Source organism: Micromonospora sp. MH99, assembly GCF_021442385.1.
Taxonomy (GTDB): Bacteria; Actinomycetota; Actinomycetes; order Mycobacteriales; family Micromonosporaceae; genus Micromonospora.
Genome location: NZ_MUZA01000021.1, coordinates 33,596 through 47,383, shown reverse-complemented (window position 1 = coordinate 47,383; position 13,788 = coordinate 33,596). Strand labels below are relative to the sequence as shown.

Annotated in this window: 15 protein-coding genes; 3 read left to right on the top strand and 12 right to left on the bottom strand. The window is 70.5% G+C overall.

Features of this window, described 5'->3' with window-relative positions:
- The first annotated feature begins 86 nt into the window (after nt 1-86).
- Nucleotides 87-860: a class I SAM-dependent methyltransferase gene (locus tag B0E54_RS13945; RefSeq protein ID WP_234583855.1), complete on the top strand. Its 774-nt coding sequence runs from the start codon at nt 87-89 to the stop codon at nt 858-860.
- 56 nt (nt 861-916) lie between these two features.
- On the opposite strand, the gene B0E54_RS13940 is transcribed toward B0E54_RS13945, so the two are convergent.
- Entirely contained in the window at nt 917-1,291 is a 375-nt protein-coding gene (locus tag B0E54_RS13940) for a VOC family protein (protein WP_234583854.1), read from the bottom strand.
- A 129-nt stretch (nt 1,292-1,420) separates the two neighbouring features.
- On the opposite strand from B0E54_RS13940, the gene B0E54_RS13935 reads away from it, so the two are divergent.
- Nucleotides 1,421-1,861: an SRPBCC domain-containing protein gene (locus tag B0E54_RS13935; RefSeq protein WP_234583853.1), complete on the top strand. Its 441-nt coding sequence runs from the start codon at nt 1,421-1,423 to the stop codon at nt 1,859-1,861.
- Here B0E54_RS13935 and B0E54_RS13930 read toward each other — a convergent pair.
- From B0E54_RS13930 to B0E54_RS13905, 6 genes are all read right to left on the bottom strand, one after another.
- Nucleotides 1,791-3,116: an MFS transporter gene (locus B0E54_RS13930; protein WP_234583852.1), complete on the bottom strand. Its 1,326-nt coding sequence runs from the start codon at nt 3,114-3,116 to the stop codon at nt 1,791-1,793. The two genes, B0E54_RS13935 and B0E54_RS13930, sit on opposite strands and share 71 nt — an antisense overlap.
- An 86-nt stretch (nt 3,117-3,202) precedes the next feature.
- Nucleotides 3,203-3,412, bottom strand: coding sequence for a hypothetical protein (locus B0E54_RS13925; protein WP_234583850.1), 210 nt, complete (start codon nt 3,410-3,412; stop codon nt 3,203-3,205).
- 108 nt (nt 3,413-3,520) lie between these two features.
- Nucleotides 3,521-4,252 (bottom strand): class I SAM-dependent methyltransferase, encoded by a 732-nt coding sequence (locus tag B0E54_RS13920; RefSeq protein WP_234583849.1) that lies wholly within the window; start codon nt 4,250-4,252, stop codon nt 3,521-3,523.
- A gap of 230 nt (nt 4,253-4,482) precedes the next feature.
- On the bottom strand, nt 4,483-4,845 hold the full coding sequence (locus B0E54_RS13915; protein ID WP_203147864.1) for a PH domain-containing protein: 363 nt from the start codon (nt 4,843-4,845) through the stop codon (nt 4,483-4,485).
- A gap of 161 nt (nt 4,846-5,006) precedes the next feature.
- Nucleotides 5,007-5,318 (bottom strand): hypothetical protein, encoded by a 312-nt coding sequence (locus B0E54_RS13910; RefSeq protein ID WP_234583847.1) that lies wholly within the window; start codon nt 5,316-5,318, stop codon nt 5,007-5,009.
- Nucleotides 5,319-5,446: 128 nt separating this feature from the next.
- Nucleotides 5,447-5,755, bottom strand: a complete 309-nt coding sequence (locus tag B0E54_RS13905) for a 4a-hydroxytetrahydrobiopterin dehydratase (RefSeq protein ID WP_007464924.1) — start codon at nt 5,753-5,755, stop codon at nt 5,447-5,449.
- A 183-nt stretch (nt 5,756-5,938) separates the two neighbouring features.
- Between B0E54_RS13905 and B0E54_RS13900 the strand changes: the two genes are divergently transcribed.
- Nucleotides 5,939-6,385 carry a (deoxy)nucleoside triphosphate pyrophosphohydrolase gene (locus tag B0E54_RS13900; protein WP_234583845.1) on the top strand — a complete coding sequence of 149 codons (447 nt, stop codon included), beginning with the start codon at nt 5,939-5,941 and terminating at the stop codon, nt 6,383-6,385.
- Nucleotides 6,386-6,509: 124 nt separating this feature from the next.
- Here the strand turns inward: B0E54_RS13900 and B0E54_RS13895 are convergent, their stop codons facing one another.
- The 5 genes from B0E54_RS13895 to B0E54_RS13875 all read right to left on the bottom strand — a co-directional run bounded on the left by B0E54_RS13895 (nt 6,510) and on the right by B0E54_RS13875 (nt 13,593).
- Entirely contained in the window at nt 6,510-7,577 is a 1,068-nt protein-coding gene (locus B0E54_RS13895) for a succinate dehydrogenase/fumarate reductase iron-sulfur subunit (RefSeq protein WP_234583844.1), read from the bottom strand.
- On the bottom strand, nt 7,574-9,502 hold the full coding sequence (locus tag B0E54_RS13890; RefSeq protein ID WP_234583843.1) for a fumarate reductase/succinate dehydrogenase flavoprotein subunit: 1,929 nt from the start codon (nt 9,500-9,502) through the stop codon (nt 7,574-7,576). The genes B0E54_RS13895 and B0E54_RS13890 overlap by 4 nt, the downstream gene beginning before the upstream one ends.
- Nucleotides 9,503-9,514: 12 nt before the next feature.
- Nucleotides 9,515-10,321 carry a hypothetical protein gene (locus tag B0E54_RS13885; RefSeq protein ID WP_234583842.1) on the bottom strand — a complete coding sequence of 269 codons (807 nt, stop codon included), beginning with the start codon at nt 10,319-10,321 and terminating at the stop codon, nt 9,515-9,517.
- 246 nt (nt 10,322-10,567) lie between these two features.
- On the bottom strand, nt 10,568-11,974 hold the full coding sequence (locus B0E54_RS13880; RefSeq protein ID WP_374109269.1) for a TldD/PmbA family protein: 1,407 nt from the start codon (nt 11,972-11,974) through the stop codon (nt 10,568-10,570).
- Nucleotides 11,975-12,156: 182 nt separating this feature from the next.
- A complete protein-coding gene (locus B0E54_RS13875) occupies nt 12,157-13,593 on the bottom strand; it encodes a TldD/PmbA family protein (RefSeq protein ID WP_234583841.1) in 1,437 nt (478 codons plus the stop codon).
- Between the last annotated feature and the right edge of the window lie 195 nt (nt 13,594-13,788).

Here is a 13,788-nt window from a genome sequence, read left to right as displayed (position 1 = left end):
GGTATCCGGACGGCTCGGTCACCCCGACATCCTGAAATTGGGGGAGGATGTGGGTCCGGCGTGGACAGGCAGAGGGACGGTGTTCGGTGGGAGAGCGGACGTTGCTCAGTTCGTCGTTCGGGTCGGCGGCGTCCGCGTACGCCGAGCACCGCCCGGATTACGCGCAGGCCGCGGTGCGGTGGGCGCTTGAGTTCGCGCCCGGCCCGCGAGTGCTCGACCTCGGCGCCGGCACCGGCAAGCTGGCCCACACGCTGGTGGCCGTTGGCGCGGACGTCGTCGCTGTCGAACCCGACCCGGCGATGCTCGCCGAGCTGCGCCGTGTGATGCCTGCCGTTCGTGCCCTGCCGGGTAGCGCCGAGGCGATCCCGTTGCCGGACGCGTCGGTCGACGCCGTGCTGGCCGGCAACGCCCTGCACTGGTTCGACATGGCCGTCGCGGGGCCGGAGATCGCCCGGGTCCTCGCACCCGGAGGCGTGCTGGCGGGCCTGTGGAACATCATGGACGACCGGATCGACTGGGTCGCCGAGCTCGAACGGGTCAGCGGGAGTGCGGCGATCGGCCCGCGCGACACGCTCACCAGTTGGCGCGCAGCGACCGCTGCCATGCTCGTTCCGAGCACCGGCCTGGCCTCCCGGTTCGGTTCGTCGGAGCAGACCGAGTTTCCGCACGGGCAGCGCCGTACCGCCGATTCCCTCGTCGCGACACTCGGGACCCGGGCCGGGATGCTGGTCATGCCGGAACCGGACCGGGCGGCCACGCTCGGCCGGATCCGCGACTTCCTCGGGAGCTGGCCGGAGACCGCCGAGGGCGAGTTCGACCTGCCGATGCTGACCGGCGTGCTGCGCGCCCGCCGGCGCTGACGGGCTCAGTCGGCCACCGAGACTCCGCCGTCGCCGGCCCCGAGCCGCCCGGCGCGCTACTGCTCGGCCCAGACGCCCAACTCGTTGCCGCTGGGGTCGGTGAAGTGGAACCGGCGGCCTCCGGGGAACTCGTACGGTCCGTTGACCACCTGACCCCCGGCCTCCTTCACCGCCTGCACGGACCCGTCCAGGTCACCTGAGTAGAGCAGCACCAGCGGGCCGCCCGCCCGCACCTCCTCGTCCAGGCGGAGGCCACCCACCTCCGGTGCGGAGTCACCGTGCGGGCTGCGGATGCCCGCGTACCCCGGCCCGTAGTCGGTGAACTGCCAGCCGAACGCGTCGGCGTAGAACCGCTTGGCCTCGGCGAGGTCGGTCACGGTGAACTCGATGTAGTCGATGGTGTGGTGCCGCTGCGGCGCTGACTCAGACATGCACCGCATTGTGTGCCTCGGGTACGACGGGATCGTGAGGCGCAACAAAAGGTTGCACGACGGTGGGCAGTCGTCGTACGGTGACGCAACCAAAGGTTGCAGGTAATCGAGGCGAAGGAGTCTGAAGTGGTGGACATTCTGCATCAGGTCGGCGTCATCGCCCCGCTCGGCGATGTCTACCAAGCGGTGGCGACTTCCGAGGGCGTCGCCGGCTGGTGGTCGATCGACACGACCGGAAAGGACGAGGTCGGCGGGCAGTTGGCCGTCCGGTTCGGTGCCGACGGCGGGTTCGATCTGGAGATCATCGAGCTGGACCCGGCCGGACGGGTACGGTGGCGGGTCACCGGTGGCCCCGACGAGTGGATCGGCACCGAGGTGAACTGGCGCTTCAACCAGCGTGGGAGGTACACGATCGTCGATTTCACGCACACGGGTTGGCGCGAGCCGACCGAACTCATGCACGAGTGCAGCACCAAGTGGGCGATCTTCCTGATGAGTCTCAAGGAGCTGGTGGAGACGGGGCGCGGCCGGCCGGCGCCGGACGACGTCCAGATCGGCGACGGGCACTGACCTCAGTGGCGCCCGAACCCGTCCCGTCCCGCCGTGCCAGGCTGAACCCGGCGGCCACCAGGCCGAGGACGACGATCGCCACGGCGCAGAGCAGCAGCGTCGGACGTGCGCCGACGGCGCCGACCAGCGGGCCGCCGAGCATCGTGCCGAGCGGCACCGCGAGCACGAGGACGGCGCCGTTCGCGGCGAGCACCGCGGGCAACTGCTCGGTGGACGCGCTGCGCTGGAACAACGCCATCGACGTGGACATGTACGGCGCCCAGATCAGGCCCGCCAGGGCGAACGCCGGCAGGGACAGGCCGATGGGCATGCCCAGGCCGAGGGGCAGCATGGCGACGCCGAACCCGATGACGATGCCGATGGTGGTGGCCCGTAGCGGCCAGTGGCGAAGGTGCCCGGCCACCACACCGCCGACGAGGCCACCGGCGCCGAAGGCGGTGTAGTACGCGCCGAGCAGCGTCGCGGACGCGTGCAGGTCGTCGGTGACGTGCAGCGGCATGGCGACGTACACCGGGCCGAAGAGGAAGAAGAACGCGACGCTCAGCACCAGCAGGCCCAGCAGCGCCGGCTGACGGCGGATGACCGCGAAGCCGGCGGTACGTGAGGCGCCGCGCTCGTACGAATGGATCGTCCCGGTGGCGGGAAGGGCGAGGCGGTAGGTGAGCGCCAGCACGGCGAACGTCGCGGCGTCGACGGCGATGACCCACACCGGGCCCGCCCAGCCGATCAGGATGCCCGCCAGCGGAGGACCGACGATGGTGGCGAACCCGGAGATGGTGGTGAGCACCGCGTTGGCGGGCAGGTGGTGGCGCTGGGGCAGCAGCTCGGCGATCAGCGTGAACCGTCCGGCAGAGCCCCACGAGTGCAGCAGTGCGGACGCCGCGAGCAGGACGAGGTACAGCCCGATGGTGAGCATGCCGGCGAGGTGAGCGATCGGGATCGCCGCGAGCGCGGCGGCCCGCAGGATCGCGTCCCAGCCGGCGAGCTGGGCACCGCTGCGCCCGCGCAGCAACCGACCGAAGATGACCGTCCCGGCCGCGCTGGGCAGGGTGTACGCGGCCACCGCGACCGCGATCCACAGGCCGCGCTGGCCCTGCGGCGCGAGCTGGATGGCCAGCCAGGTCACCGCGACCACCGCCATGCCGTCGCCGAGAGCGGACACGGCCAGGCCGGGCAGGATCCGTCTGAGCAGTGGGTGACTCACCACCGGCCGGTAGGGCGAGGCGCGCAGGAGGCGGGCGAGGTGTAGTGGCATGGTGCCAGCTGACCCCGTGGTGGCCCGCGCAGACCAGTGGGGACTGCTGCCAGCAGAATCCGCTTGAAGCGGAACGTGGCCGGATCTCAGCCAGACTTCCGGTCTGGGCTGTCGCCGTCGCGGGAGGCCCGGAAGGACGAGCCGACAGCCGCCACGATCGAACCCACCGAGGCGAGCGACACCGCCCAGGCGCCGGCGGTGTCGGCGCCGCCGTCCCCGGCCACCTTGAGGATGATGCCGGTGGCCATCAGGACGACCGACAGGGCCAGGACTGCCTGGATGGCCCGTCTGCTCATGGCGGCGTCTCCCTTTCCGCGGGCGGAGATCGACTCCGGCTCCTTGACGTCGGGGGATCAAGGACCTCGATACCCCGGATTCCCGGAACCGGAGTCGACCAACCGCCGTTACTCCGTCCGGTAGACGGAGATGTGTGACGGGCTGTCGGCCTGGAACGGCCGCCGGTGCCAGTCGGCGTACCGCTCGGTGAGCCGGAGCCCGGCCTGCCGCGCCATCTCGTCGATCTGGTGCGGCCAGGCGTAGCGCATGGCGAACGGCTTCAGGTGCACACCGTCACCGTCGAAGGTGATCGTCTGCCGGATGAACCGCTGCGCCGGCCGGTCGTACCTGTGCAGTCGGATCGTCGCGGAGTCCTCGGTCACCTCGCGGACCTGCACCTGCTCGTCGGCGTCGAAGCTGCGCGGGTCGGGTACGAACGTCTCGATGACGAACGCGCCGCCCGGCGACAGCACCCGGGCGACGTTGCGGAAACAGTCCGCCTGCCGCTCGGCGTCCACCAGGTTGAACAGGGTGTTGAAGACCAGGTACGCAAGGCGGAACGGGCCCTGCACTGCCACGTCGGCCATGTCGCCGACGACCGCGGGGATCTGGTCGCCGCCGGGCTTGGCCCGCATCTGCGCCAGCATCTCCGCAGACCCCTCGATGCCGTGCACGGTGAGGCCACGCTCGGCCAGTGGCAGCGCGACGCGGCCGGTGCCGATCGCCAGTTCGAGGACCGGTCCGCCATCGGCCAGCTCGGCCAGGAAGTCCACAGCCGGCATCGGGTCGGGGTTACTGGGGCCGTCGTAGTCGGCGGCCCACAGCCGGCCGAAGAGGCCGGGATCGTCGAAGACCGACATCAGCGGCCTCCGGGGTCGGTGTCAGTGGCGCGCGACGGCGCCGTGGTCGGGGGAACAGATCTGCTCACGAAGTCTCGATTCCTCGGTGCGGTTGACGTCGGGTCGGAGGCACTTCGTCGTAGCGGGCATGGTGCTGCTCCCTTCGCGCGTGACTGTCGACCGAGGACACCAGAGGCGCGGCGGGCCCGGCAAGGTAATTACGCCGGCCGGGCCCGTGGCGGGACTTCGGGTCAGGAGATGTGGTGCAGGATCACGTTGTGTACGTGGTGGCTCTTCTGCGCACCACGGAACTCGACCTCGTAGGTGTGCGTGCCGACGTGGATGGCGATCGCTCCGGTGGAGAAGAACGAGCCGCCCCAGGACTTGTTGCTGACCACACTCACGCTGGTGATCTTCGAGTACGGGATGCTGGTGATCGCGAACCGCTTCCCGACGAAGGAACGGTCCTGGATGATCACCCGGCGGTCGGTCAGCCCGATGAACCCGGTGCCGGTGCCGACGGCGTCGTAGACGGCGATGATCTGCTCGCCGTCGAGGAGGCCGCTCTCGATCTGCTGGACCTGCTCTTTGCGGTCGTACGCGATGTTCGCCATGCGTTCCAGGCTAGAAAACCAGTGCCAACGTGCCGGCGCTGGCGATGACCACGAACTCGCCGTCGCCGTGGCCGACCGGTGAGCCCCAGGTGCCTGGCGACATGCGGAAGCCCCCCACCTCCCCGTGTGGAAGCGGGCAGGTGCGGGGCTCCGGCGGCACGTCAGTGATCGCTGCGGGGGTCGTGGTCCGTGCTGCGGCTGCCGGCCTTGGCCAGGCCCCTGCTCACCAGATAGCCGATGGTGAGCAGGGTGATGTACCACCAGGCCTTGTCGGCGGCGAAGTAGTCGCCACCGTCGTTGGCGGCACCGTCGCCGACGGCGTTCGAGGCGATCAGCACACCGATGACGGCGAGCACGTAGATCGCCAGCTCGCTGGTCTTCCAGGACGGCTTCGTCTCGTCGCCGCGGCGGTTGACGCGGCGGACGTCGTGCTCGACGTGGTCGTTGGCGCGGTTCTGCGTGGGGGTGGTCATATCAGCTCCTGAAAAGCACTATTTGGGGGTCCCGCTCGTTTCGAGGGCTTTGTTGGCTCCCGTGTCGAACTGGTACCCGAGTGCCTTTCAGGAAAACCTCAGGTCTTCCCAAGACTTTCAGAAGAATCTCAGGACTCGGTGACCGCGCGGTACGCGTCCTCGATGCGGGCGGCCAGCAGGACCTCGCCCTCGGTCAGCGGCTCGTCGTTGCCGTGCCCGACCCGGATCTGGGTGCTGTCGGACCGGCGGCTGATCTCGGGACGCAGGTGCAGAGCGTCGGCGACGACCTTGACCCGTTCAGTCAGCGCCGCGTGTTGGGTATCGTCGATCACGAGCGTCCGCCGGATCTGTTCACCCTCCCGCGTCCAACCGGTTAGCAAGGTCAACGCGTCGGACAGGTAGTCGTGCTTGGCTCGGCTGTTGAACAGCACGCGCATCACCGCACCCCCCAAGCGCCGTTGCCGGCTTGTGGCCAAATCGTCGCCATCCCGTGTCTTGTCGGTGCCTTCTAGTCTGTCGTCGCTCGGTAAAGGTGTCCACGCCCACACTTCCGTGTTCTATTGGCCTAGCGGACGGCGTCGGTACCCAAACCGCCGATTGATCTGGCACCCTGGACGCCCGTGCAGACCGAACGGGCTAATGGCGGCGGGCAGGCCGAACGACGGGACCCGAAGGTGATCGTGGGAGCCGCGATCATCCGGGACGGACGGGTGCTCGCCTGTGCGCGTTCCGCCCCACCAGAGGTGGCCGGAATGTGGGAGTTCCCCGGCGGGAAGGTCGAGCCGGGCGAGGCCGAGACCGACGCGTTGATCCGGGAGTGCGCCGAGGAGCTGGCTGTACGCGTGGAGATCGGCGACCGGGTCGGCCGCGACGTCCGGATGGCCCACGGCCGCTCGGTGCTCAAGGTGTACGCGGCCAGCCTCCTGCACGACGACGAGCCGCAGGCGCTGGAGCACCAGGCGCTGCGCTGGCTGGCCGCCGACGAGCTGGACGAGGTCACCTGGCTTCCCGCCGACGCACCCATCGTCGCCGCCCTGCGCCCCCGCCTCCGCACTCGTCGATCATGAAGTTATTGCCGCGACACGCCGGTCGCCAGGGCAATAACTTCATGATCAACGGGGTCGGCCGGGGGTGGGGGGAATGGGACGGGGGCCCCGGCTATTGCCGGGGCCCCCGTTCGGGTGGTCTTGCTCAGTGCTTGTCGTCCTGATCCGGGTGCGCGAAGTTGAGGTGCTCCGGAGGCAGCGGGAAGCTCACGTCGTCGCCGAACGGCGACGGCGCGGCGGCTCGGTCGAAGGTGAGCTCGGTCAGCGGCAGCCGGCCCCGGTCGTCGACCGCCGGAGCGGTCGGGTGGGGCACCTCCCGGTCCCAGTTGACGCCGGCCTGCGCCTGCGCCTCGGCCCGCTGGTCGTGCGAGCCACCCGCGTGCGAGTGCAACCCGCCCCGGGTCGCACCCGACGACGTCGCCGAGCCCTGACGGGCGGTGGTCACGCTGGTCTGGGGCGTCTCGCCCCGACGGAAGATCTTGCTACCAAGCCACACAAGGGGATCGTACCTGCGGTCGACGACGCGTTCCTTCATGGGGATGATCCCGTTGTCGGTGATCTTGATGTGCTCGGGGCAGACCTCGGTGCAGCACTTGGTGATGTTGCAGAAACCGAGGCCCTGTTCGGCCTGCGCGTACTCCTTGCGGTCGGTCCGGGAATCCAGCGGGTGCATGTCCAGCTCGGCCGCCCGGATGAAGTACCGCGGGCCGGAGAACGCCTGCTTGTTCTCCTCGTGGTCGCGGATCACGTGGCAGACGTTCTGGCACAGGAAGCACTCGATGCACTTGCGGAACTCCTGCGAGCGCTCGACGTCGACCTGCTGCATCCGGTAGTCACCCGGGGCGACGTCCGCCGGAGGGGCGAACGCCGGGGTCTCCCGCGCCTTCTCGTAGTTGAACGAGACGTCGGTGACCAGGTCCCGGATGACGGGGAAGGTCCGCAGCGGCGTGACCGTGACGGTCTCGTCGTCGCCGAAGGTCGACATTCGGGTCATGCAGCCCAGTCGCGGCTTGCCGTTGATCTCCATCGAGCAGGAGCCGCACTTGCCGGCCTTGCAGTTCCACCGGCAGGCCAGATCGGGCGCGTCGGTGGCCTGCAGGCGGTGGATGACGTCGAGGACGACCTCGCCCTCATTGACCTCGACCATGTAATCCTGCAGGTCGCCGCCGGTCTCGTCGCCCCGCCAGATCCGGAACTGACGCTTCGCGCTCATCGGTTGTCCGCCTCTCCAGCGTCGGCGACGGAAGCGTCGAAGTCGGCGAGCTCCTCGTCGGTGAGGTACTTGGCCAGCTCGGCCCGGTCGAAGAGGCCGATCAGCTCCGCCCGCATCTTCGGCAGCGGCTTGCGGGTCAGCCGTACGCTGTCGCCGTCCAGCGAGCAGACCAGGTTGACCTGCCGCCACTTCGGTTCCATCGCCGGATAGTCCTCGCGGGTGTGCCCGCCGCGCGACTCCTGCCGCTCCAGCGCCGCCTTCGCGGTGCACTCCGAGACCACCAGCATGTTGCGCAGGTCCAGGGCCAGGTGCCACCCCGGGTTGTAGCGCCGGCCGCCGGCGGCGCTCACCTTGGCGACCCGCTCGCGCAGCTCGGCCAGTCGCACCAGCGCGTCGGCCAGCTCACCCTCGCGCCGGATGATGCCGACCAGATCCCCCATGACCGCCTGGAGGTCCTGCTGGAGGGTGTACGGGCTCTCGCCGGTGTCCCGTTGCAGCGGCGCCAGGGCGGTCTCCACGGCCGCCTCGACCGCGTCCACGGCCACCTTCGGCCGGGCGGACAGCCCGTCGGCGTAGCTGGCCGCGTGCCCGCCCGCCCGCTTGCCGAACACCAGCAGGTCGGACAGGGAGTTGCCGCCGAGGCGGTTGGAGCCGTGCATGCCGCCGGAGACCTCACCGGCGGCGAACAGACCGCGTACGTGGCCGAAGGCGGCACCCGAGTCCGGGTCGACCTCCACGCCACCCATCACGTAGTGGCAGGTCGGCCCGACCTCCATCGGCTCGGCCGTGATGTCGACGTCGGCCAGCTCCTTGAACTGGTGGTACATCGAGGGCAGCCGGCGGCGGATCTCGTCAGCCGAGCGCCGGCTCGCGATGTCCAGGAAGACACCGCCCGCGGGGGAGCCCCGGCCGGCCTTGACCTCACTGTTGATCGCGCGGGCCACCTCGTCGCGGGGCAGCAGCTCCGGCGGGCGGCGGTTGTTGTCCGGGTCGGTGTACCAGCGGTCCGCCTCCTCCTCGGTCTCCGCGTACTGCTTGCGGAAGACGTCGGGGACGTAGTCGAACATGAACCGCTTGCCCTCGGAGTTCTTCAGGACCCCGCCGTCGCCACGGACCGACTCGGTGACCAGGATGCCCTTCACCGAGGGCGGCCAGACCATGCCGGTCGGGTGGAACTGGAGGAACTCCATGTTGATCAGGGTCGCCCCGGCGCGCAGTGCCAACGCGTGCCCGTCCCCGGTGTACTCCCACGAGTTCGAGGTGACCTTGTAGGAGCGTCCGACACCGCCGGTGGCCAGCACCACGGCCGGCGCCTCGAAGAGGATGAACTCGCCGGACTCGCGGTAGTAGCCGAAGGCGCCCGCGACCCGGTCGCCGTCGAGCAGCAGCTCGGTGATTGTCGTCTCGGAGAACACCCGGATCCGGGCGTCGTACGAGCCGAACTCGCGCTTGTCCTCCTGCTGGAGCGAGACGATCTTCTGCTGGAGGGTGCGGATCAGCTCCAGGCCCGTCCGGTCGCCCACGTGCGCCAGTCGGGGGTACTCGTGCCCGCCGAAATTGCGCTGGGAGATCTTGCCGTCCTTGGTGCGGTCGAAGAGCGCGCCGTACGTCTCCAGCTCCCAGATCCGCTGCGGCGACTCCTTCGCGTGCAGCTCGGCCATCCGGAAGTTGTTGAGGAACTTGCCGCCGCGCATGGTGTCGCGGAAGTGTACCTGCCAGCTGTCCCGGCTGTTCACGTTGCCCATCGCGGCGGCGGCGCCGCCCTCGGCCATCACCGTGTGCGCCTTGCCGAACAGCGACTTCGAGATGATCGCGGTCTTCTTGCCGGCGAGCCGGGCCTCGATGGCCGCGCGCAGACCGGCGCCGCCGGCCCCGATAACGACGACGTCGTAGTGGTGTCGTTCGATGCGAGTGGTAGTGGTCATGTCAGGGGCCCTTTAGTTGATGAACCGCAGGTCGTTGAACCAGCCGGCCGCGAGCGCCATCACGTAGAAGTCGGTAAGCGCGAGGGTGCCGAGGGTGATCCAGGCGAGCTGCATGTGCCGGACGTTCAACGCCGAGACGAAGGTCCAGGCCCGGTAGCGCACCGGGTGCTTGGAGAAATGCTTGAGCCGCCCGCCGATGATGTGCCGGCAGGAGTGGCAGGAGATGGTGTACGCCCAGAGCATCACCACGTTGAGCAGCAGGACGAGGTTGCCCAGGCCGAAGCCGAAACCCTTCGGCGAATGAAAGGCGAGGATCGCGTCCCACGTGTTGATCAGCGAGATGATCGCGGCGGCGTAGAAGAAGTAGCGGTGCAGGTTCTGGCCGAGCAGCGGGAAGCGGGTCTCACCGCCGTACTCCTTGTGCCCGTCCGGGACGGCGCAGGCCGGCGGCGACAGCCAGAACGACCGGTAGTACGCCTTGCGGTAGTAGTAGCAGGTGAGCCGGAACAGCAGCAGGAACGGCAGGGTCAGCGCCGCGTCCGGGATGATCCACCAGCCGGGCAGGAACCGGCCGAAGTGCGATGCTTGCTCGACGCACCGGTCCGTCACGCACGGGGAGTAGAACGGGGTCAGGTAGTGGAACTGGTCCACCCAGTACCACTTGTGCATGAAGACCCGGACCGTCGCGTACGCCACCCAGGCGCTGAGACCGATCACGGTGATCAGCGGGGCGAACCACCAGCGGTCGGTACGCAACGTCTTCGCCGCGATGGCGGCGCGCGCCCGCGCTCCCCGCGGCCTCGTTGCCGTTGAAGTCATTCGAGTCGTCTCCTCGACGGGCCCGTACGGGCGGGCTGGTCTCTCTCCGGTCGGCACGCGGACCGGCGAACCCGCACCCGCTGCCACGTCATGCGCACACCAACGACCACGCCGGATCGACCGACGCAGCTAAGTGACACACGTTACGCCGATCTCTGCGGGCCGTCCGCGCAAGGGAGTGTCCCGTGTGTCTGGCCTGCGGAAAAGCCCTCAGTGCGCGGGTTGTGCGGCGCGTCGTCGGGAACGTCAGCCGGAGGCGCCGCCGGTGAAGTGCCAGGACGCGAGCCGCACCGACGGCGCCGCCCACCACGCGCCGTCCACCCGGTCCGGTTGACGCACCGCCCGCGAGCCCAGCCCGAGCACCGCGCCCGGCCCCAGCGCCCGGGGGTACGACTCGGTGAACCGCAGGTCGCGGACCGCCCGGACGACAGTGCCGTCCTCGATCAGCCAGACCCCGTTGCGGGTCAACCCGGTGACGACGAGGCTCTTCGGGTCGAGCACCCGCGTGTACCACAGATCGGTGACCAGCAGCCCGCGTCGCACCCCGGCGACCAGGGCCGCGGTGTCCGTGTCCACCACCGCGCCGGCCGCCGCGCCAGTGGTGCTCCGGCCCACCGCGCTGGCCGGGCCCGCCGCCGCGGGAGAGAGCCGCAGGTTGCGGGCCATCGGACCCCAGGTGGCGCCGCCCGCGATCGCGTGCCCGGTGGACTGCGCGCCCGCCTCGGCGGCGGTCCTGCGGTCGTGCGCGACCGCCAGCGTGGTGCCCGCCTCGACCAGGGTCACCGCCCGCCGGCCGGTGCCCTCGGCGTCGAACGGCAGACCCGACGCGCCGAGCGGGTCGTCCACCAGGGTCACCTGCCGGTCGAACTGGGCCGCGCCCGGCTCGGCGAAGGACTGCCGCTCCGCGTACCGCTTGCCGTTGAAGCCGAACCAGGACAGGTTCTGCAGCAGGTCCGCCACGGCGGCCGGCTCGAACACCACCTCGTAGCGCCCCGGCGGCAGCTCGACCGGATCGGCCGCCGCCTGCGCCTTCGCGGCGGCGTGCGCGCCCAGCTCCGTACCGTCGAGGTCGGACAGCCGGTCGACGCAGCGTCGGGCCACCCCGTCCGCGCCGTCGCGCCGGGCAATGCCGTCCATCGCCGCCTCCGCCGAGCGACCGTACGCGGTGTGCCCGGCCGAGTTGGCGAACGCCGACGAGCGGTGCGCGGTGCGGCAGTAGCCCGCGGTGGTGAGGCCACCTGCGGCGGCCACGAACGCGCCGACCCGGTCGGCCCGCTGGTCCGGCTCGGCGTGGGCGGTGGCCTCGTCGACGGGCGGGGCGTCCGGCGCGGGCGTCGGCGGGGTCAGCCCCGGCCAGCCGGGGTCGGGCGGGCAGAGCCGCGCCGCCGCCAAGGTGCGCTCCACCAGCGCACCCAACCCGTCGGTGGTGACCACGCTGCCGCTGCCGGCGGCGGTGCGCCCGTCGACGTGCACCCGCAGCCGGACCCCGACGGTGGACTCGGCGACGTTCTGATGGATGGCCGAGTTGGCGAACCGGGTCAGTGCCAGATCCGCCCGGGTCACCACGGCCTCGGCCTGCGCGGCCGGCCCGCCGAGGCGTCGAACCAGCTCGATGACCTGCCCGGCCAGCTCCAGCTCACTCCTCGCGCTCACGCTGAACCACCTTCCGTTCGCGACTGCGGGGCTCGCAAAACCGGCTCACTCCTCGCGCTCACGCTGAACCACCTTCCGTTCGCGACTGCGGGGCTCGCAAAACCGGCTCACTCCTCGCGCTCACGCTGAACCACCTTCCGTTCGCGACTGCGGGGCTCGCAAAACCGGCTCACTCCTCGCGCTCACGCTGACACCCCCACGCGGACGTTGCGGAAGCGGGCCGGCGCGGCCGGATGGCCGGTGTGCCCGATCTGGCCCGGCTGGCCCTTTCCGCAGTTGGGCGTCCCCCACGGCACCGTCTCGCCGGAGAGCATGTCCATCGAGCGCCAGAACAGCGGGCCGATCCCCGTGTACGTGGGATTGCGCAGCATCCGCCCCCGGCGACCCTTCTTGATCTCCCAGCCGACCTCGCAGCCGAACTGGAAGTTGAGTCGCTTGTCGTCGATCGACCAGGACCGGTTGAGGTCCATCAGCACGCCGTCGTCGGTGGCCGCGATGATCTCCTCCAGGGTGTGCGGGCCCGGTTCCAGGCCGACGTTGGTCATCCGCACCATCGGCAGTCGGGCCCACCCGTCGGCGCGGACGCTGCCGCCGTAGTCGAGGCCGGCCACTGCGGCCGAGTCCCGGCCGGCGAGCACTCCCACCCAGCGACCGTCGCGCACCGCGTCCCGCTTGACCGCGGGGGAACCCTCGTCGTCGAAGCCGAAACTGCCCAGCGCGCCGGGGATCGTCGGGTCGATGGTGATGTTCATCAGCTCGGAGCCGTAGCGCAGCGAGCCGAGCTGGGCCAGGTCCAGCCAGGACGTGCCGGCGAACGCGGCCTCCCAGCCGAGGATCCGGTCCAGTTCGATGGCGTGCCCGACCGACTCGTGGATCTGCAGGGCCAACTGCTCGCCGCCGAGGATCAGATCCGTCTCGCCGGCCGGGCACTGCGGCGCGGTGAGCAGCGCCCGGGACTCCTCGGCGATCTGCGCGGCGTGCGCGGCCAGGTCGAGCGACTCGACCAGCTCCCAGCCGGTGGTGCCGTACTGCCCTCGGTAGCTGGGCCAGGAGCGCCGCTGCGTCTCGCCGTCACCGATCGAGGTGGCCGAGATGCCGCCGCCGCACTCGCGGATCCGTTGGTCGATCCGGTGGCCCTCGCTGGAGACGAACCACTTCGCGGTGTCCCAGATCTGGTAGAGCCCCTCGGCCAGGTCGGCGCCGTGCTCGGCCATCGTGCGGGTCGCGGCGACCAGCAGGTCGCCCTTGTCCGACAGGGGCACCCCGAGCGGGTCGATCCGGCAGTCCGAGGCCCAGCTCGCCGCGACCGCCTCGACCGCGACCAGGTCGACCGGCGGGCCGGGCACCCGCGCGCTCGCCATCGCGGTCCGGGCCGCGCGCCGGCCGGCGTCGCGGGCGGCGGCGTCCGACAGATCGGGTACGGCGTGAAAGCCCCAGCTCGCGCCGACCAGCGCCCGGACGCCCAGCCCGATGCTCTCGTCCTGGGTCAGTTCCTCCACGTCGCCGTTGCGTGCGGTCATCGACTCGTAGCGGCGGTGCATCACCCGCGCGTCGGCGTACCGCGCTCCCGCGTCGAGGGCGGCCTGGACGGCGGCGCTGGCCGCGTCGAACTCGGTCATGGACCGACCCTAGGCCAACCGACCGACACCCGTCAGGGGACGAGATCCTCCGGCCGGATCGTGGCCCGCACCGGCTCCGTCAGCTCCAACACCTCACCGGCCCTGGTCGTCGAGCGCTCAACGTAGTGGGCACCCCTGTCCGCTCCGGCGTTGGGATCGCCAAGGTGAGTCAGCAAGATCGCGCTCGATCGTAGA